This window comes from Caulobacter soli (assembly GCF_011045195.1).
In the GTDB taxonomy this organism is placed as follows: Bacteria; Pseudomonadota; Alphaproteobacteria; order Caulobacterales; family Caulobacteraceae; genus Caulobacter; species Caulobacter soli.
The window spans coordinates 4919853-4939773 of record NZ_CP049199.1; the positions used below are offsets into that span (position 1 = coordinate 4919853).

Annotated in this window: 11 protein-coding genes; 3 read left to right on the forward strand and 8 right to left on the reverse strand. The window is 68.3% G+C overall.

Annotation, left to right across the window (positions count from 1 at the left end; genetic code table 11):
- The first annotated feature begins 49 nt into the window (after positions 1 to 49).
- Positions 50 to 1213 carry a DNA replication/repair protein RecF gene (gene recF / locus G3M62_RS22940; RefSeq protein ID WP_165190856.1) on the forward strand — a complete coding sequence of 388 codons (1164 nt, stop codon included), beginning with the start codon at positions 50 to 52 and terminating at the stop codon, positions 1211 to 1213.
- The gene (gene gyrB, locus G3M62_RS22945; protein ID WP_425483800.1) at positions 1210 to 3702 is read left to right on the forward strand and encodes a DNA topoisomerase (ATP-hydrolyzing) subunit B; all 2493 of its coding nucleotides are present in this window, start codon (positions 1210 to 1212) and stop codon (positions 3700 to 3702) included. The genes recF and gyrB overlap by 4 nt, the downstream gene beginning before the upstream one ends.
- Positions 3703 to 3851: 149 nt before the next feature.
- On the opposite strand, the gene G3M62_RS22950 is transcribed toward gyrB, so the two are convergent.
- Positions 3852 to 4406, reverse strand: coding sequence for an RICIN domain-containing protein (locus G3M62_RS22950; RefSeq protein WP_165190857.1), 555 nt, complete (start codon positions 4404 to 4406; stop codon positions 3852 to 3854).
- A gap of 142 nt (positions 4407 to 4548) precedes the next feature.
- Positions 4549 to 5829, reverse strand: a complete 1281-nt coding sequence (locus tag G3M62_RS22955) for an NRAMP family divalent metal transporter (RefSeq protein WP_165190858.1) — start codon at positions 5827 to 5829, stop codon at positions 4549 to 4551.
- A gap of 166 nt (positions 5830 to 5995) precedes the next feature.
- Between G3M62_RS22955 and G3M62_RS22960 the strand changes: the two genes are divergently transcribed.
- A complete protein-coding gene (locus tag G3M62_RS22960) occupies positions 5996 to 6946 on the forward strand; it encodes a bifunctional helix-turn-helix transcriptional regulator/GNAT family N-acetyltransferase (protein ID WP_165190859.1) in 951 nt (316 codons plus the stop codon).
- Here the strand turns inward: G3M62_RS22960 and ybaK are convergent.
- From ybaK to G3M62_RS22990, 6 genes are all read right to left on the reverse strand, one after another.
- Positions 6943 to 7416, reverse strand: a complete 474-nt coding sequence (ybaK, locus tag G3M62_RS22965) for a Cys-tRNA(Pro) deacylase (RefSeq protein ID WP_165190860.1) — start codon at positions 7414 to 7416, stop codon at positions 6943 to 6945. The two genes, G3M62_RS22960 and ybaK, sit on opposite strands and share 4 nt — an antisense overlap.
- 141 nt (positions 7417 to 7557) lie before the next feature.
- Positions 7558 to 10017: a glycoside hydrolase family 3 protein gene (locus G3M62_RS22970; RefSeq protein ID WP_165190861.1), complete on the reverse strand. Its 2460-nt coding sequence runs from the start codon at positions 10015 to 10017 to the stop codon at positions 7558 to 7560.
- 386 nt (positions 10018 to 10403) lie between these two features.
- Positions 10404 to 11921, reverse strand: coding sequence for a tryptophan halogenase family protein (locus G3M62_RS22975; protein ID WP_165190862.1), 1518 nt, complete (start codon positions 11919 to 11921; stop codon positions 10404 to 10406).
- 112 nt (positions 11922 to 12033) lie between these two features.
- Positions 12034 to 15000, reverse strand: coding sequence for a TonB-dependent receptor (locus G3M62_RS22980; protein WP_165190863.1), 2967 nt, complete (start codon positions 14998 to 15000; stop codon positions 12034 to 12036).
- Positions 15001 to 15351: 351 nt separating this feature from the next.
- Positions 15352 to 18804: a glycosyl hydrolase 2 galactose-binding domain-containing protein gene (locus G3M62_RS22985; RefSeq protein ID WP_165190864.1), complete on the reverse strand. Its 3453-nt coding sequence runs from the start codon at positions 18802 to 18804 to the stop codon at positions 15352 to 15354.
- A gap of 68 nt (positions 18805 to 18872) precedes the next feature.
- Positions 18873 to 19790: an ROK family protein gene (locus G3M62_RS22990; RefSeq protein WP_165190865.1), complete on the reverse strand. Its 918-nt coding sequence runs from the start codon at positions 19788 to 19790 to the stop codon at positions 18873 to 18875.
- Between the last annotated feature and the right edge of the window lie 131 nt (positions 19791 to 19921).

Consider the following 19921-nt stretch of genomic DNA (forward strand, 5'->3'; position numbering starts at 1 on the left):
GACAGGTCAGAGATTTAGACCTGCGGCCCGAATAGGCTAGAACCCCCCGGTGAGCCGCGCCGCCCTTCTTTCGCTGACCCTGACCGACTTTCGCTCCTACGAGCGGGCGACCCTGCGTCCGGAGGGCGCCAGCGTCTATCTGTTTGGGGCCAACGGGGCGGGCAAGACCAACCTCTTGGAAGCCATCAGCCTGCTGTCGCCGGGCAAGGGCCTGCGTAGCGCCAGCCTGCCGGAGGTCGGACGCCGCTTGCCCGGTGAAACGACCGGCCGCGCCTGGGCGGTGTCGGCGGAAGCCCAGAGCGGCGACGACGAGCCGGTCCGCCTGGGCGCCGGCGTCGAGCTGGCCGGCGCGGCCCGCCGCATCGTCCGCATCGAGGGCGAGACCGTTCCGCCCGGGCGGCTGGCCGACCATGTGCGCCCGATCTGGCTGACCCCGGCCCAGGACCGCCTGTTCCTGGAAGCCGCCGGCGAGCGGCGCAAGTTCTTCGACCGCCTGGTGTTCGCCGGCGAGCCCGACCACGCCCGCCACGCCAACGCCTACGACAAGGCCCAGCGCGAGCGCATGCGCCTGCTGACCGACGCGGTTGAGAGCGGCCAGCCGGCCGACACCGTGTGGCTGACGGCCCTGGAGGCCCGCCTGGGCCAGGCCGGCGCCCTGATGGCCGGGGCCCGGGCTCGCACCCTTCAAGCCTTGCAGACCGAGATCGACAGCCGCGGCGACCGCCCCTTCCCTCGCGCCCGCCTGGCCCTGACCGGCGAGTGGGAAAAACTGGCGCTGGAGGGGGTCGAAACCGCCGAGATCGAGCTCAAATTGGCCGCCGCCCTGGCCGCCGCGAGGCCCCGCGATGGGGCCGCCGGACGGGCCTTGACCGGCCCGCACCGGGGCGATCTGGCCATCCACCACGTCGACAAGGACCGTCCGGCCGCCGAATGTTCGACCGGAGAGCAGAAAGCGCTGATTCTGAACCTGGTTCTGGCCCAGGCGGCGCGACTTTCGCGTGCGAAGGACGCACCGAATCCTATATTGTTGCTCGACGAAGTCGCCGCGCATCTCGACCTGAAAAGGCGGGCCGCCCTGGCCGACGAACTCACGGCGCTCGGGCTCCAGGCCTTTCTCACAGGCACGGACCAGTCGCTGTTCGACCACCTGAAAGGTCGGGCTCTCGGCGTTCGCGTCAGCGAACTCGGCCTGACCGCATTGGAAGACGTATGACCGAAGAGACCAAAGGCCCCGTCGAGGACAATTCCGGCGACCGTCTGACCACCGCCGACGGTTCGGAAATGTCGGCTCCCGAAGTGATGCAGGGCGAATACAGCGCCGACTCCATCAAGGTGCTCAAGGGCCTGGACGCGGTGCGCAAGCGCCCCGGCATGTACATCGGCGACACCGATGACGGCTCGGGCCTGCACCACATGGTCTATGAGGTGGTCGACAACGCCATCGACGAGGCCCTGGCCGGCCACGCCACCAAGGTCGAGGTCATCCTCAACGCCGACGGCTCGGTGACGGTCACCGACGACGGTCGCGGCATCCCGGTCGACATCCACGAGGGCGAAGGCGTCTCGGCGGCCGAGGTCATCATGACCCAGCTGCACGCCGGCGGTAAGTTCGACCAGAACAGCTACAAGGTCTCGGGCGGCCTGCACGGCGTGGGCGTCTCGGTCGTCAACGCGCTCAGCGACTGGCTGGAACTGAAGATCCACCGCAACGGCCACAGCTATCAGATGCGCTTCGAGCGCGGCGACGCGGTGACCTCGCTGGCCCAGACCGGCGATTCGCCCGTCCGCGCGGAAGGCCCCAAGGCCGGCGAGACCCTGACCGGCACGGAAGTGACCTTCTTCCCCAGCCTGGAAACCTTCGCCTTCATCGAGTTCGACCGGAAGACGCTGGAGCATCGCCTGCGCGAACTGGCCTTCCTGAACTCGGGCGTGACGATCTTCTTCCGCGACCTGCGCGACGCCGAGCCGTGGGAAGAAAAGCTGCACTACGAGGGCGGCATCGAGGCCTTCGTCCGCCACCTCGACAAGGCCAAGACCCCGCTGCTCAAGCAGCCGATCGTCATTCGCGGCCGCAAGGACAAGGTCGAAGTCGATCTGGCCCTGTGGTGGAACGACAGCTACCACGAGCACATGCTGTGCTTCACCAACAACATCCCCCAGCGGGATGGCGGCACGCACTTGTCGGCGTTCCGCGGGGCGCTGACCCGGATCATCACCGGCTACGCCGAGAGCTCGGGCATCACCAAGAAGGAAAAGGTCAGCGTCGGCGGCGAAGACGCCCGCGAAGGCCTGACCTGCGTGCTCTCGGTCAAGGTGCCAGACCCCAAGTTCAGCTCGCAGACCAAGGACAAGCTGGTCTCGTCCGAAGTGCGTCCGGCCGTCGAAAGCCTGGTGCAGGAGGGCCTGGCCACCTGGTTCGAGGAGCACCCGAACGAAGCCAAGGCCATCGTTTCGAAGATCGCCGAGGCCGCCGCCGCCCGTGAAGCCGCCCGCAAGGCCCGCGAACTGACCCGCCGCAAGAGCGCCCTCGACATCACCAGCCTGCCCGGCAAGCTGGCCGACTGCTCCGAGCGCGATCCGGCCAAGTCCGAGATCTTCATCGTCGAGGGCGACTCGGCCGGCGGCTCGGCCAAGCAGGCCCGCAACCGCGACAACCAGGCCGTCCTGCCCCTGCGCGGCAAGATCCTGAACGTCGAGCGCGCGCGCTTCGACAAGATGCTGTCGTCCGACCAGATCGGCACGCTGATCACGGCGCTGGGCGCTGGCATCGGCCGCGACGACTTCAACCCGGACAAGGTGCGCTACCACAAGATCGTGCTGATGACCGACGCCGACGTCGACGGCGCCCACATCCGCACCCTGCTGCTGACCTTCTTCTATCGTCAGATGCCGGAGCTGATCGAGCGCGGCTACATCTACATCGCCCAGCCGCCGCTCTACAAAGCCGCCAAGGGCAAGTCGTCGCGCTATCTGAAGGACGACAGCGAGATGGACGCCTTCCTGGTCGACGAAGGCGTCGACGGGGCGGAACTGGACCTGGCCTCCGGCGAGCGCCGCATGGGCCAGGACCTGCTGGCCCTGGTCCAGCTGTGCCGTTCGGCCAAGGGCAATATCGATCGCCTGTCGCAGCGCGCCCCGGCCTTCGCCATCGAGCAGGCGGCCTTGGCCGGCCTGTTCGGCGAGAACCCCGACATCGCCGCCGCCGCCAAGCGCCTTGATCTCTATGCGGAAGAAGGCGACGGCCCGTGGTCGGGCGAGCGCGGCGACACCGCCTATGTGTTCAAGCGTATCCGCCGCGGCGTCACCGAGAGCGTGGTGCTGGACGACGGCCTGCTGCACGCCGCCGACGCCCGCCGCTGGGCCGAGCGCGCCACGGCCCTGGCCGAGGTGTTCTCGGGCGCGGCGATCTTCCGCCGCAAGGACAAGTCGACCACCGTGCGTGGTCCGCTCGACCTGCTGGGCGCGGTGCTGGACGCCGGCCGCAAGGGCCTGTCGATCCAACGCTACAAGGGCCTGGGCGAGATGAACCCCGACCAGCTGTGGGAAACCACCCTGGACGTCGAGGCCCGCACCCTGCTGCAGGTGCGCGTCAACCACGCCGACGACGCCGACGACATGTTCAGCCGCCTGATGGGCGACCTCGTCGAACCGCGCCGCGAGTTCATCCAGGAGAACGCCCTGGACGCCGAGGTGGACGTTTAACTCAAACACCGCTCATCCCGGCGAAGGCTGGGACCCAGATGGAATGGCTTTGAGGTTGACGCCATGAGCGCTGAGCTCATCCAATCAGCCACACCGCTAAGGGATCTGGGTCCCGGCCTTCGCCGGGATGAGCGGATTTAATTAGACCCCTACTCCCCCGGCCGCTGAAGCTTCAGTCGCAGGATCCACGTCCGCGATGGGTCGCCGTCGCAGTTGTACTGCAGCCCCGTCACGTTGTTGTCCGTACTGCGCCCACCGGCGATCGTCAGGCACTTGTCGGTCTGGACGTTGCGGATCTGGTGCAGGCCGTTGCCGCCGACATCGGTGATGTGCCAGGTGCGCGAGGGATCGCCGTCGCAGTTGAACTGCAGGGCCGTGACGTTGTTGTCGGTGCTGCGCCCGCCCGCGATCGTCAGGCACTTGCCCGTGCGCACGTTGCGGATCTGGTAGATGTCGGCGCCCGCCACCTGGTTCAACGTCCAGCGCCTGGAAGGGTCGGCGTCGCAGTTGAACTGCACGGTTTCGACATTGTTGTCCGTACTGACCCCGCCCGCGATGGTCAGGCACTTGCCGGTCTGGGTGTTGACCAGCATCACCTCGGCGCCGATGGGAGCGGCCTGGACGGGACCGAAAATGCAGAGGGTCGCGAACGCGAACACGATCGCCGCCACTGCGCGAGCGGCGATACGACGAAGGCTCGTCATGATGTATTTCCTTGCGGCGCGATGAACCGCAGCGCCAGAGCGTCCCCGACGCCGCGTTCAGCATGGCATCCAGAAACCATGGTTGCAATTCCATAATTGCCACCATTCCGATTGCGGGATCAGCCCGCGAAGCGCCGCGCGATCACACCATAGCCACGAACATCGCCGCCGCCGCGACGGCCATCACCCCCGTGGCCAGCCAGCCAAACAGCTTCAGGGTCGGGCCGGCGATGAAGCGTCCCATCTGGTCGCGGCGCGAGACGACCAGCATCATCACCACCATCATCGGCACGGCGATCACGCCATTGATCACCGCGCTCCAGAACAGCGCCTGGATCGGATCGATCTTCACCAGGTCCAGGCCCACGCCCAGCAGGGTGGCCGCGCCGATCACCGCATAGAAACCGACCGCCTCCCACGGCTTGGCGTCCAGCCCGCAGGTCCAGCCCCGGGTCTCGCCCACCGCATAGGCCGCCGAGCCGGCCAGCACCGGGATCGACAACAGGCCGGTGCCGACGATGCCCAGGCTGAACAGCAGGAAGGCGAACTGGCCCGCCGCTGGCTCCAGGGCCTTGGCCGCGTCGGCCGCCGTGGCGATCTCGGTCTTGCCGGTGGCGTGCAGGGTGGCGGCGGTGGCGATCATGATGGCCATGGCGATCAGGTTCGACACCGCCATGCCGAAGAAGGTGTCCATCCGTATGCGGCGCATCTCGGGCCTGGCCTGCTCGGGCGCCTCGGTCAGGGGGCGGGCCTGGTCATTGTGATCGACTTCCTCGACCTCCTGGGCGGTCTGCCAGAAGAACAGGTAGGGGCTGATCGTGGTGCCGAACACCGCCACGATCGTGGTGATGGCCTCCTTGGAGCCCAGCAGCTTGAGGTCCGGCATGACCAGGCCGCGCCCGACGTCGGCCCAGTCCAGCTTCACGACCAGCACCACGGCGACATAGGCGAACAGCACCAGGGTCAGCCATTTCAGGAACCGGACATAGCGCTTGTAGGGGATGAACATCTGCAGCAGCAGCGAGGCGACCGCGAAGCCGATCGTGAACAGATGCGCGCCGCCGCCCGCCAGCAATTGCGCCGCCGCGCCCATGGCCGCGAGATCCGCGCCGATATTGATGGTGTTGGCGATGAACAGCAGGGCGACCAGGGCCGTCACGGCGGGCCGGGGGATCACCTCGCCCATGTTGCGGGCCAGCCCCTTGCCCGTGACCCGGCCGATCTGGCCGCTGACCAGCTGGATCGCGCACATCAGCGGATAGGTCAGCAACAGGGTCCACAGCAGGCCATAGCCGAACCGCGCGCCGGTCTGCGAATAGGTGGCGATACCGGAAGGATCATCGTCGGCCGCGCCGGTGACCAGGCCGGGACCCAGCTGCTCGAACAACGCGATCGAGCGGATGCGGCGGATGAGGGAGGTCATGGCGCGTGTTCCGCTCATCCATGGGCGCTGGGTGAGCTGAAAACACCGACGGGCGGGGTTCGTTCCTGTGTCGTGTCGCGCACATCGCCGGCGATTTGGACTTGCCAAACCAGATACATAGCTATGTATATAGTGCTACATGCTTATGATCCCGAAGAGTCCGATCATGACCCCCGACACCCTCGCCGACCTGGGCGTGACCTTCCTGGGCAGCCGGATGAAACGCCTGGCCGACCGATTGCAGACCGACGCGGCCGCCACGCTGCAGGCCCTGGACCTGCCGATCCAGCCGGCCCAGCAGCAGTTCCTGGCCGTGCTGCGACAGCAAGGCCCGCAGACCGTGGGCGGCGTCGCCCAACACCTGCGGATCAGCCAGCCGACCGCCACCCGCGCCATCCAGGCCCTGATCGAGCAGGGCCTGATCGACGTCAGCCGCGAGGGCCGGGACCAGCGCCAGAAGCTGCTGTCGCTGAGCGCGGACGGCGTGGCCCTGATGGACAGGCTGGAACGCGACCTGTGGCCCAAGGTCGAGGCCGCCGCCATGTCGCTGTGCGGCGGCCGCCACGCCGCCCTGCTGGAGGAGATCACGATGATCGAGACCGAACTGGACCGCCGCTCGCTGGTCGACCGCGTACTGACGCCAGCCATGCGCGTGCGCGACTTTTCCGACGACCTGGCCGGGGCCTTCTACGACATCAACGCCGCCTGGATCTCGCAGATGTTCGCGCTGGAGGAAAACGACATCACGCTGTTGGAGAACCCCCGCGACCTGATCGTCGACAAGGGCGGGGCGGTGCTGTTCGCCGAAACCCCGGACCTGGGCGTGGTCGGCACGTGCGCCATCATGCAGATGAAGGACGGCTGGTTCGAGCTGACCAAGATGGGCGTGCTGGAGGCCGCGCGAGGCCGCAAGGTCGGCGAGTTCCTGCTGGCGGCGGCGCTGGAACGGGCCAAGGCCATGGGCGTGGCTGAGCGGCTATACCTGCTGACCAACACCAAATGCGGGCCGGCCATCCATCTCTACGAGAAGCTGGGCTTCCAGCACGACGCCGAGATCATGGCGCTGTTCGGCAGCCGCTATGAGCGCTGCGACGTGGCGATGCGGTTTCGGGGCTAGCTCGACACCTGCGCCGCCACGGCCTTCAGCACGTCCCGCGCCGCGTTCGGATCCAGCCGCACCTGCAGCCCCCGCTGGCCACCGTTGATGTAAACCCGCTCCTGCGTAAGAGCGTCGGCCTCGATCACCGCCGGCAGAGACTTGCGCTGGCCGAAGGGGCTGATGCCGCCGACCTTGTAGCCGCTGATCCGCTCGGCGTCGGCGGGCTTCATCATCTGGGCCGACTTGCCGCCGATGGCCGCCGCCAGCTTCTTCATCGCCACCTCGCGGTCGGACGGCGCGATGACCAGCACCGGCTTGCCGTCGACCAGGGCCATCAGCGTCTTGAGCACCCGGGCCGGGTCCTCGCCCAGCGCCGCGGCGGCGGCCAGGCCGATGCTGTCGGCGTCCGGGTCGTAGTCGTAGGCGTGGACGGTGAACTCGATCCCGGCCTTGGTCAGGGCGAGAGTGGCGGGCGTGGTGCGGGACATGGCGTCTCTATAGCTGGGCCGTGGTGAAAGCCTCGTCCTTCGACAAGCTCAGGATGAGGTTTTTCTAGCACCGAGCCTATGAAATGGTCCTCATCCTGAGCCTGTCGAAGGACGAGGACCACGCACCGGTTTTGCCGCCCCCTACTTCGGGCAGATCGCGTCGCCCTCGTTGGAGGCCAGCCGCACCTCGGTCAGCGACACCGCGAACGCGCCCTTGGCGCCGAGCGCGAACGGCGCGGTGACGTGATTCATCTTCGCCCCCGCCGCCTGGAAGCAGGACAGCTTGATCTTCACGCTGCGCCATTCGCCGGGCTCGGAGGCCTTGAGCAGGCTGGTGACATCCAGCGTCCCGCCGCATGAAGCGTCGTCGCTGCAGCCAATGCTCATCGACACCGGGCCGGTCGGCGGCGTGTCGATCCGATAACGGACCATCACCGCCATGTCGCCGGTGGTCTGGCGCGACAGGTCCACCGGCGGGCCGTGGATGGCCGCCATGCCCTGCCCGGTCCAGGCCGCCTGACGGGCGTTCTCCTGGGCTCCGGCGTCGATGGGCTTGATCGAGCCGGCCCCCACGAAGTCCATCGTCCACGGCGCGGGCACGCGGCCGGCCACGAAATAGCGGTCGACGCTGCCGGCGGCGGCCACGTCGCCGGCGTCTTCCGGCAAGGTCCCGACCTTGGCGGGCTTGGCGTAGGACAGGCCGTAGCCGTAGGCGAACTGCGGGTCATAGCCCGGCTGGCCGCGATTGAGCGGGCCCTGGTCGGCGCGCTTGGGCCAGGAGAAGCCGAGCTTGCCCTGGAAGTCGCGCCTGGACTTGCCGTCCTTGCCCGCGATCAGCACGTCGGCGACGCCGCCGCCTTCCGAGCCCGGCAGCCAGGCGGCGACGAAGGCGTCGGAGGCGTTGATCTCCGGGTTCACCCACAGGGGACGACCCGACAGGAACACCGACACGACCGGGATCCCCTGGGCCTTGAGCCTTTTGAGCAAGGCCAGGTCAGTCTTGTCGCCCAGCTGATAGCCGAGGTTGGTGACGTCGCCCTGGAACTCGGCATAGGGGTCCTCGCCGAACACCACGATGGCGACGTCGGGCTTGGTCTTGAACGCGCCGTCGGGCGCCAGCTCGGCCTGGCCGCCAGCGGCCTTCACCGCCTCGTCGATCCCGCCCCAGATCGACTGGCCGTGCGGGAAGTCGCTGTTCTTGTTGCCCGTGCCTTGCCAGGTCAGAGTCCAGCCGCCCGCGGCCTTGCCGATATCGTCGGCGGCGCCGGCCACCAGCACCCGCGCGCCCGGCTTGATCGGCAGCACGCCGTCGTTCTTCAACAACACCAGCGACTTGGCCACCGCCTCGCGGGCGATCGCGCGATGATCGGCCGCCCCCAGACGATCGAACTGGCCCTGGGTGGTCGGCGCGACGCGCTCGAACAGCCCGGCCTTGACCTTGACCCTCAGGATGCGCCGCACCGCGTCGTCCAGCCGCGCCATCGGGATCTGCCCCGACTTCACCTGGGCCAGGGTGTTGTCGTAGAGGCCCTTCCAGCTGTCGGGGGCCATGTACATGTCCAGCCCCGCGTTCATCGCTTGGGGGCAGCTGACATTGGTGCAGCCCGGAAGCTGTCCGTGCGCGTTCCAATCGCTGACCACGAAGCCCTGGAAGCCCATCCGGCCTTTCAGCACGTCGGTGATCAGGGTCTTGTTGCCGGTGATCTTCTGGCCGTTCCAGCTGGAGAACGAGGCCATCACCGTCAGGATGCCGGCGTCGATGCTGGGCGGATAGCCCTGGGCGTGGATGGCCACCAGCTCGGACTCGGGGATCTTGGCGTCGCCCTGGTCCTTGCCGCCGTCGGTGCCGCCGTCGGCCAGGAAGTGCTTGGCCGAACCGGCGATGTGGCCCGCGCCCAAGGTCTTGCCCGGTTTGAGCTCGCCCTGCAGGCCCAGGGTCATGGGACCGGAATAGGATTTCACGACCTCGGGGTCCTCGGCATAGCCCTCGTAGCTGCGGCCCCAGCGGTCGTCGCGGGGCACGGCCACGGTCGGGCCGAAGGTCCAGTCGCCGCCGGCCGCCGCCACCTCTTGCGCGGTGGCCTCGCCGATGCGGCGGATCAAAGCCGGATCGCGCATGGCGCCCAGGCCAATATTGTGCGGGAAGATCGTGGCCCCGACGATGTTGTTGTGGCCGTGCACGGCGTCGATGCCGAACAGGATCGGGATCGGCGTGTGACCCGGACGCTGGGCCAGGGCCTGCTTGCGATAGGCGTCGACCAGGTCGGTCCAGGCCTTGGGCGGGGCGCGATCGTCGCCGCCGGGCGCGGAATTGCCGCCGGCCAGGATCGAACCCAGCGGGTACTTCTCCAGGTCGGCCGGGGTCATCGAGGCGATGTCGCCCTGGATGGTCTGGCCGACCTTCTCCTCCAGGCTCATCTTCTTCATCAGCTCACTGATGAAAGCCTCGGTCTTGGCGTCGGTGATCGCCGCCAGGCTGGCCGCCGCGGGCCATTGGGCCGGGTGAGCCGTCGCCGATTGGGCCAGCACAAGGCCGGGCGAGGCGACGGCCGTCGACGCGATCAGGGCCAAGATCAGAAGGCGGCGGGAGCAAACGGTCATTCAACACCTTCGAGAAGCGGCCCGGGCGACAGAGGACGCGGGCGGACATTGGGCGGCAAAAAACCGGCGCGACGGGGAGAACGTCGTCGCGCCGGAGTTTGGAGAGTCCCCGAATAAGGGGATCCAGTCGCGACGACGTCGGAGGGGTTTGACGGCGGCGCGCCATCCCCGCCGACGGATCGGCGCTGGAACGGGACGAAGCGAAAGGGCGGAGAGCTGCGATGGGAGGCGTCACCGGCGCGATGGGGCGCGCCGGTGGGGCGTGGGCGTTTCCTTCCCTGAGACGGGGGCTGTCGCCCCTCTTGACGGCCTCGACTGCACCACAGATTGACAGCGCTGTCCAGCTCAATGTGAGCGGTACCTATTGGACGAAGGTCGGACATGGATCAGGCGGCGCTGCGACGGACAATGGCCGCCAGGGCGGCCTCGTGGGTCGGGCTCTGGGCGACCACCGCGTCGATGCGGGCGGTCAAGTCCGGCAAGATCGCCCGCACTTGGTCGAAGTTCGACGCCTCGACCAGCGGGTCATAAGCCCGAGGCCGCACGCCCATGCCCTCGAAGATGTAGAACCACGACAGGTCGGTGAACAGCTCGCCCGGCTTGGCGTCGACCCGGCCGCAGGCGCGGTAGAGCTCGATCCGCTCGGCCAGGCGGTCGGGCAGCGGGGCGGCGGCCCGCTCGCGCCAGAACGGCGTGTCGTCGCGGTCCGTCACGCAATAGTGCAGCAGGATGAAGTCGCGATAGGTCTCGTACTCGTCGGCCAGGGCGCGGTTGTAGGCGGCGATGTTGCTGGGCGCGAAGTCGCGGTCGGGGAAGTGATCCAGCAACTTGTAGAGCCCGCTGCACACCAGGTGCAGGCTGGTGGATTCCAGCGGCTCCAGGAAGCCGGAGGCCAGTCCCAGGGCCACGCAATTACGGCTCCACATCACCTTGCGGCGGCCGGCGGTGAAACTCAGCTTGCGAGGCTGCGCCAGAGGCGAACCGATCGCCGTCAACAGTTCGTCCTGGGCCGCGCCGTCGTCGAGGAAGGCGCTGCAATAGACCGAACCGTTGCCCACCCGATGCTGCAGCGGGATCTTCCAGCGCCAGCCGGCGCTCTGGGCGGTGGCCTGGGTGTAGGGCGCGGGCGGACCGACATGGGCGGTCGGCGCGGCCAGGGCGCGATCGCAGGGCAGCCAGCGCGTCCAGTCCTCGTAGCCCGCGCCCAGGGCCTGCTCGATCAGCAGGCCGCGAAAGCCGCTGCAGTCGATGTAGAGATCGGCGCGCACCTCGCCGCCGCCCTTCAGGACCAGGGCGTCGATGAAGCCGTCGTCGCGCAGCGTCACCTCGGCGACCTCGCGTTCCAGCCGCTTCACGCCCCGGCGCTCGGCGTGGTCGCGCAGGAAGCGGGCGACCAGGGCGGCGTCGAAATGCAGGGCCTGGCGCAGGCCGGCCAGCGGGCCGGGCGCGCGCGAATCGGGATGGGCCAGCCGCCCGGCCTCACCCAGGGCGGCGGCCAGGCTGAACCGGGGCACGGTCGGATCCAGCCTCTGGGCCCGCGCCTTGTGAAACACGTGATGGAAGGGCCGGCGATCGATCGAGACGCCGAACGTGCCGAATGGGTGCCAATAAGCCTCGCCGATCGCCCGCCAGTTGTTGAACTTGATGCCCAGCTTGAACGTGGCCTGGGTGGCCGGGATGAAGGCGTCGAGGTCGACCTCGATCAACTTCAGGAAGTCGAAGATCGGCGGGATCGTCGCCTCGCCCACCCCGACCGTGCCGATGTCGGGCGACTCGACCAGGGTGATCGCGCAGTCCGTCCCGCGCAGGGTCTGGGCCAGCAGCGACGCGGCCATCCAGCCGGCCGTGCCGCCGCCGACGATGGCGATCGATCGAATGGCCTTGTTGGCGGTCGTGTCGCTCATGACGCCCTCCCGCGGAGGCAGAAAACGGCGCCGGCCGGCGTTTGGGGACCGGCCGGCGCCAGGCGGTCGGCGCGGCGACTGGGGATGAGCCGCCGCCGCGCCGAAACTCGAACTACATGCCGAACTTGAACCGCGCGCCGATCACGACCCGGCGGTCGCCGGTGGCGTAGCGGAACGGCAGGTTCTTCCATTGCAGGTAGCGGCCGGTGTCTTCCTTGGTCAGGTTGATGCCTTCCAGCACCACCTTGATCGCCGGGGTGACCGCATAGCCGATCTGGCCATCCAGCTGGCCGTAGGACCGCTCCCAGGTGCCCAGCGAGTGGGCGTCGTTGACGCCGCCGGTGGCGCTGTTGTCGACCCCGAAGGCGAAGTTGCCCTGGTAGCTCTTGTCGCGCCAGGCGTAGGACAGGCGCGCCTCGAAACCGTGACCCTCGTAATAGCCCTGAACGTTGAACGCGTTCTTGGCCACGCCGGGGATCGGCAGGTTGTCGTCATAGTCGTTGGCGTTGGACGACTTGGAGTCCGAGTAGGTGTAGTTGGCGGTGAAGCCGAACCCGAAGTCGAACGCGTACTGAGCGGCCAGTTCGAGGCCCTTGATCGTGCCGCCCTCGCCGTTGACCGGCTGGGTGAAGATGCCCGTCGTCGAGCCCGCCACCGAACCGTCGGCCACCGTCCGCGCGACCGTGTCGGTCTGGATGAACGAGTCGACGTTCTTGTAGAAGAAGGCCGCCGACAGCAGGCCCTGCGTGCCGAAGTAGCGCTCATAGGCCACGTCGAACTGCGAGGCGCGGTAGGGATCCAGCTCCGGGTTGCCGCCGCTGCCGTTGGTGTAGAGGAAGCGGTTGAGGTTCGGGCCCGGCGTCGAGCTGCGGGTGAAGTTGTAGCTGGACCCCGTGCCCAGCTGGAACAGGTTCTGACGCGACATCACCCGGGCCGCCGAGACGCGGACCTTGTCGCCTTCCGTCACGTCGAACACGCCGCTGAAGCTCGGCAGCACGTCGGTGTAGGACCGCGAGGTGGTGATGTTCTCCGGGTTGGAGATCACCCCGTTCCATGCGTCGGTGCCGTAGTAGTTCGGGACGGTCGGCGTGGCGCTGGAGTCGATCGTCAGCTCGGTCTTCACCACGCGGACGCCGGCGTTCAGGTGGTAGCGATCGCCGCCGCCGCCCGCGTCGGCCATCATGTAGCCGGTGGTGGTCTTTTCCTTGACGTTGAACGACTGGATCGGATCCCGGTAGTACTTGAACGGCGTCGACGGATAGAGCGCCGAAAGCCACGAGACCGGGTTCTTCATCTGGTCGCGGTTCTGGAACAGGGCCGAGATCCCGCCCACCTTCAGCAGCTCGAAGCGCTCCGGATTGCTCGCCGCCGTCTGGTACGGGGTGATCAGGGCCGGGGAAGCGCCGAAGCGGCCGTCGTCGGTCGGGGTTTGGCCGCAGTTGGGACGACCCGGCGTGCCGGCGGGCAGGCCGCACGACTTGTAGCCGATGGCGCCGTCCTGGAAGTAGCCCAGGGCGGTCCAGTCCTGGCCGTAGGACGTGCCGTTCAGCTCGCCCTTGCCGGAATAGTCGGCCAGCAGCAGCAGGAAGTCGGAGTCGACCTTGCGCTCGGCGTAGCGGGCGCCGGCGCTGAGCACCAGGTTACCGCTTTCGCCGAATTCCGGACGGTACTTGAAGTCGACCCGCACCGAGCTGTTGTCGATGTTGGTGCGCTCGCCGAACACCCAGTGCGACTTGGCGAAGACGCTGCTGGGGGTCGTGAACTGGGCCGGATTGGCCGGGGTGAACGTCGGGTTGTCGCCGTTGGTGTAGGTATAGGTGAAGGTCGCCGGGGCGGTGGCGTTGGGCACCAGGCCCGCGGCCGTGCCGTTGCGCACGGTGTATTGGCTGTAGCGGACGTCGTTGTTGCCGCTGTCGCTGACATAGTCGCTGGTCGAGTACGACACCCGGCCGCTGCCGGTCAGGCGGCCGCCGTTATCCCAGTTCAGGCCCACTTGGAAGTTGTCGGTCTTGGCCTCGGCGTTCTGGACGTACGAGGTGCCCTCGGCCGAGTTGGCGGTGACCGTGCCGGTCTGCAGGATGCCGTTGGTGTCCTTGGTGAAGCCGGCCGCCGAATAGGTGGCCCCCTCGTTGGCGAACGGGAACTTGATCGAGGCCTCGGAGGTCAGGATCTTCAGGTCCGAGTGGAACCAGTCGCCGGTCAGCTGCAGCGAGTCGGTCAGGGCGAAGTCGAGATTCACCGAGGCCCCCAGGCGCTTGCGCTCCTGGTCGCGATAGGTGGCGTAGCGGTATTCCGGCGACCAGACATCGACCGTGCCCGCGCCTTGCGGACGGTCCTCATAGGCCCAGCCGCCGCGGTTCTCGCCGGCCAGCACGTCGGTGTGGCTGTCGGTCTTGTCGTACGAGATCGTGCCCAGGATGGCGAAGCGGTCGCTGAACTTGTGGCCCAGCACCAGCGAGCCGGTCGGCGTCCAGTCCGATCCCGTGCCCTTCTGGCCGCGCAGGTCGCCGGCGATCGTGGTGTCGTCGGCCAGGTCGCGGGCGTTGCGGGTCTTCAGGTTGATGATGCCGCCCAGGCCGCCTTCCAGCAGCGAGGCGTCCGGCGACTTGTAGACGTCGACCCCGCCGATCAGCTGCGAGGGGATGCCTTCCAGCGAATTGTCCTGGGTGATCTTGCCCTCGTAGAGGCGGAAGATCTCCAGGCCGCTGACGAAGATCTCGTTGTTCAGAACCGTGACGTTCTGGTCCAGACCCCGGATGCGGACCTTGGTGCCCTGGCCGTTCTCGCGGTCGATCTGCACGCCGGGCAGGCGTTGCAGCGACTCGGCGATGTTCTGGTCCGGGAACTTGCCCATGTCCTCGGCGGTGACCGATTCGATGATCAGGTTCGAGTTCTTCTTCAGATTGAGGGCGTTGGCGAGCGAGGCCCGGAAGCCGGTGACGATGACCTCGTCCACCTGGGTGTTTTCGGCGGCCGGGGCCGGCGCGGTCTGCGCCATGGCTTGTCCGGCGGCGAGCAGCACGAGGGCCGAAGCGGCCGACAGCAGAGCCGTACGCGATCGATAAGACTTTGTCGTCATTGTGAATTCCCCTGAATTTGCGGCAGAGGCTCTCGTTCTCGAACAGCGGCGCTGAGCGAGCTTGGAGGCCAAAGTTTTTGGGGATGCCGTCGCATCCTCCCAGAAAGGTCCGGCTTTTTTTAGAGGGCCGGTAGCTTCAACCTATGGACAACAGACAGCGCTGTCAACGCAGGACAAGGATTTCGAAAACGATTTTCGTTATGCGACTTTCAGGTCACGCCCGGGCAAGACCGAGGAGCCGCCCTCGTCCTTCGACAGGCTCGGGATGAGGGCTACTGTTGCGGCGGTTGAAGTCGAATTCCTCATCCTGAGCCTGTCGAAGGACGCGGAATTCGCCGACCGCCCGCCGTCTCAGCGCGCCTCCGCTGCGGTCGGCGCGACGGCCGGGATGACGTTCCAGCCGCGCAGCTCGACCTTGGCGCCGGGCCGCGCCGGACCCGGATAGCGAACCTCGACCGTCCGCCGTTCGCCCGGCAACAGCGAGACATAGTTGTCGGCGTAGTAGGCCGGCAGGATCCGCGCGCCCTGGGCGTCGACCAGGGTCAGCTTGACGTTCAGGGCTGGGGCCGCGCCGGTGTTGGCCAGGGTCGCGGTGACCACCGTCTCCGCGCCGGACGCGGCTTGAGCGGCCGCGATCGACACCGGCTGGGCCGTCATGGCCGACAGCCGCCGCTCGCCCTCGGCGTCGCGTGCGATCCAGTAGAGATTGTTCGACAGCGGCGTGCCGTCGGCCGCGGCCAGGTCCAGGCGGACGATCACCGCGCCCTGGGCCAGCGGACCGGACAGGTCCAGCGCCTCGCCCAAGGTCGTGCTGTCGGCGGCGGCGTCGATCCGGAAGGTTCGGTCGGCCACGACCGCGCCGTCCAGGCCGACGACGCGGGCCCGCAGGGCGGCGCCGACGATCGGCGCGCGGCCGTTGTTGACCAGGGCCAGCCGGTGGTCGGCCAGGCTCATCTGGACGTGGACAGTCTCGGCCGCCTTCTGGGTCCCATAATATGAGGCGTGGGTGTCGTAGTCGTGGCTGAGGATCTGCCACATGGTCGAGGGCCAGGCGGGCTGGGTCATCCACAGCAGCCGGCCCGACGACTTGGTCCACAGCTCCTGGTTCATGCCCTCGAAGATCGCCCGATGGGTCTCGTAGTTCATCAGCTGGGCCTTGCGCTCGAAGTCCTCGAGGCTGGTCGGCGCGCCCAGCTTGGCGGTCATGGCGTCGATGAAGGTCTTGGTCGCGCCGTTCCCGGTGGGATGCCAGTCGTGATAGGCCCAGACGTCGCTGATCGGCCAGCGGTCCGGGGCTGGCACGGCGGCCTCGAACGCCTCCAGGGTCGGGAACGACGGCGTGCCCACCTCGACCGAGAAGCCCTTGGCGTGCTCGGTGAAATAGGTCTCCGGCTCGCGATAATTATAGGGTCCGCTGTTTTGCAGGTTCACCCGGTTGGAGCTGCCGGTGTACCAGCGCGTGCCGTCCAGATCGTGGACCAGCGCTTCCAGGCCCTCGTTGAGGATCGGCTGCGGCACGCCTTCGTTACGGCCGAACCACAGGGCGATCGAAGGGTGGTTGCGATAACGGCTGATGACGTCGGCGGCGTTGGCCAGGAACAGCGGCACGTCCTGCGGCTCCAGCTGGTAGTCCTGGGTCGAGGCCCAGAAATCGTTCAGCACCAGCAGGCCGTACTCGTCGGCCAGGTCGTAGAAGACGTCCTCGGTGTTCTGCCCCACCCAGTTGCGGATGACGTTGAGGTGGGCGTCGTGGTGCAGGCGGAAATAGGGCTCCAGCCGCTCGCGCGAGACGCGCTTGCGCCAATCGTCCGTACCCCAATTGCCGCCGCGCGCGGCGATCTTCACGCCGTTGACCTTGAGGACGAGGTAGGGCGTCAGGCCGGTGTCGGGCGCGTCGCGGACGGCCGGCGAGGTTTCGCCCGCCTGGGTCAGGGAGGTGGCCCAGCCGCCCTCGACCTTGCGGATGCCTTCATGGCTTCCGTCGGTAATATCCTGGCCCAGTTGGCGGGCCTTGGCGTAGTCGACCTCGACCCGCCGCAGGTCGCCCTTGGAGTCCATCAGCGACAGCTCGTAGGTCATCTGGCGCAGGCCAATGCGGCTGTCCTTCTGATCGGACGGTCGGCCGTCGACCGAGGCGATCAGGCGCAGGCCGTACAGGGTCTGGGCGCCATAGCCGTTGGGCCACCAGAGCTTGGGGTTCTTCACCGACAGCTGCGGGAAGTCGGCGGGCTTGAACACGACCTCGCCCCGCCCCGGCGCAAGAGTGACGGTCTTCTCGACCGCGACCGTGTCGAAGGCCGCGCGCACCGTGGCCTGGACCGGGGCGTCGGTCAGGTTCTCCACCGGCACGGTGATCTCGACATCGGCGATACTGTTGTCGGCTTTCGGCAGCGTCGTGACCACGTGGCTGTCGCCGATCCGCACCGGGCCGGTCGAAACCAGCACCACGTCCTGCCACAGGCCCGTATTGCGATCGCGGACGCTGGGGATCCAGTCCCAGCCTTCGCTGGCGATGAAGGTCGGACCGTCCAGGGCCTGCATGCCGCCGTTCTCGCCGACCCCGGCGGTGAGGGACTCCTCTTGGGCCAGGCCCGGATGCGGCGGCGGCGAGATCCTGACCGCGACGACGTTGGCGGCACCGGGCTTCAGCTTGCCGGTCACGTCGAACCGGCCCCGGATGAAGGCGCCCTTCACCGCGCCCAGCTTCTCGCCGTTCAGCCAGACCTCGGCGGCGTAGTTGATCCCCTTGAAGACCAGCTGCTGGTGGCGGCCGTCCTGGCCGGCCGGGGCCACGAACTCGGCGCGGTACCAGTAGTCCTGCCTGTTCAGGCTTTCGGGGATGGCGGTGTTGTTCAGGCCATGGTCCGGGTCCGGATAGACGCCCCGATCGACCAGGGTGGTCAGCACCGTGCCGGGCACGGTGGCGGCGTACCAGGCCTTGGCGTCGTAGCCGGGCTTAGACAGCGCTGTCGGAGCCGCGCTGACTTTCGGGGCCTCGACCAGCGACCAGCGCTGCAGGAAGACGGCGTCGGCGCCTTCCATGGCGGGCGCGGCCACCAGGGCCGGACCGGCATAGGGCGCGACGGCGACCGGCTTGGAGAACGGCGCCTTGCTCTTTGGGCGCGTCCAGGCGTCCTGCGGCGTGACCTGGCCATACATCTGGCGCACCTGCACCGGCCAGGTCGGGCTGCCGGGCTCGTAGACGGTCAGGGCCGGATCGGGCGGGGTCGCCGCCAGGGCCTTGAGCTGGACCGGCGTCAACGCCGCGCCCTGGGCCGTGAAGCCGGCGACCTTGCCGCCGAACGGCGCGGTCCCAGCCAGCTTGCGCGGCCCCAGCAGCACGGTCGACGCCGCCGCGACGGGCGCCGCAGCCCCCTCCCCGACCTTGGTTCCGTCGACATAAAGCGTGACCTTCGCCCCGTCCGACACCGCCGCCACATGGCTCCAGGCGCCCGGCTTCAGGACCGCCCGCCCCTTCACGCCCGACGATCCGGTCCAGATGGCCGGGACGCCACCCTCGAGTTCGAGGAAGCGTCCACCGGCGGCGGGGTCACCGACCCCGGCCACGACCACCCGCCCGCCGGACGCCGCCGAGGGCCAGATCCAGCCTTGCAGCGACCAGGGCCCCTGGGCCGGCAGCGGGCTTCCCGCCAGCGGTTTGGCCAGGCCATCGCCGCCGCGCGGCAGGTCGGCGTTATAGGGTCCGTAGACGGAGGACGTCTGGGCGCCGGCCGGCAGGGCCAGCAACGCGGCGCAGGTCGCCAGCAGCGACAGGCGGATCCGTCGGGCGAACAGGGTGGTCATGTCTTCCTCCTCGGGCCGGCCTCTGCGGGCGGCTTGTCGTCGTCGGGTCTGGGGTCGGGTCGATCAGGTCACGGCAGGGCCGCCGCCTCGGCCAGAGTCCACAGCCGCGCGGCGCCGCGCACGCCCGAGGAATCACCCCACTGGGCGGGCGCCAGTCGGGCGCTCCAGCCGTCGGAGAACACGTGCGGTTCGATGAAGGCGGGCAATCGCTCGTAGAGCTCGGCGACGTTCGACAGCCCGCCGCCGAACACGAAGGCGTCCGGGTCGACGATGTCGCAGATCACCGCCAGGCCTCGGCCGAGACGGTCCAGATAGCGGTCGAAACTGGCCATGGCCCCGGCGTCGCCGTTCCGGGCGGCGGCGATGATCGCCTCGCCGGTCAGGGTCTGGCCGGTGCGTTCGGCGTGGTCGCGTTGAAAGCCGCTGCCCGAGATCCAGGTCTCCAGGCAGCCGTGCCGGCCGCACCAGCAGACCGGACCGGGCGACTCCTCCGGCTTGGGCCACGGCAGGGGCGTGTGGCCCCACTCGCCGGCCACGCCGTTGGCGCCCTCGACCAGCTGGCCCTCGACCGCCAGGCCGCCGCCGCAGCCGGTGCCGATGATCACCGCGAACACGCCCGCCAGTCCCGCCGCCGCGCCATCGACGGCCTCGGACAGGGCCAGGCAGTTGGCGTCGTTGGCCAGCCGCACCGGACGTCCCAGACCGGTCTCCAGGTCCTCGCGGAACCGGCGGCCGTTCAGCCAGGTGGAGTTGGCGTTGCGCATCACGCCCGTGCGCGACGACACCGAGCCGGGCGCGCCGACGCCGATCGTGCCCCGCGCGCCGGCCTGCTGCTCGGCCTGAGCGATCAGGTCGCGGACGGTGGCGATGGACGCATCGTAGGATCCGGGATTGGGGGCGCGCACGCGGGCCAGGAACCGGCCGTCCGGCGACAGGGCGGCGGCTTCGATCTTCGTGCCGCCAAAATCAACGCCGACCTGGATCAACCCGCTTTCCTCCGCCCAGCTGGAGCGCGCGCTGCGGCGCGCTTCCGATCGCGCCCATGTTCAGCAGCCTCGAATAAAGAAAGCAATTTAAATTATTACCGCCAACGGCCACGCTATCGCCATCGTGCGTC

Bases quoted from the DNA above. Each gene is read 5' to 3' on its own strand.
- gyrB (WP_425483800.1), top strand. From the start codon at position 1,210: ATGACCGAAGAGACCAAAGGCCCCGTCGAGGACAATTCCGGCGACCGT.
- G3M62_RS22950 (WP_165190857.1), bottom strand. From the start codon at position 4,406: ATGACGAGCCTTCGTCGTATCGCCGCTCGCGCAGTGGCGGCGATCGTG.
- G3M62_RS22955 (WP_165190858.1), bottom strand. From the start codon at position 5,829: ATGACCTCCCTCATCCGCCGCATCCGCTCGATCGCGTTGTTCGAGCAG.
- G3M62_RS22960 (WP_165190859.1), top strand. From the start codon at position 5,996: ATGACCCCCGACACCCTCGCCGACCTGGGCGTGACCTTCCTGGGCAGC.
- ybaK (WP_165190860.1), bottom strand. From the start codon at position 7,416: ATGTCCCGCACCACGCCCGCCACTCTCGCCCTGACCAAGGCCGGGATC.
- G3M62_RS22970 (WP_165190861.1), bottom strand. From the start codon at position 10,017: ATGACCGTTTGCTCCCGCCGCCTTCTGATCTTGGCCCTGATCGCGTCG.
- G3M62_RS22975 (WP_165190862.1), bottom strand. From the start codon at position 11,921: ATGAGCGACACGACCGCCAACAAGGCCATTCGATCGATCGCCATCGTC.
- G3M62_RS22980 (WP_165190863.1), bottom strand. From the start codon at position 15,000: ATGACGACAAAGTCTTATCGATCGCGTACGGCTCTGCTGTCGGCCGCT.
- G3M62_RS22985 (WP_165190864.1), bottom strand. From the start codon at position 18,804: ATGACCACCCTGTTCGCCCGACGGATCCGCCTGTCGCTGCTGGCGACC.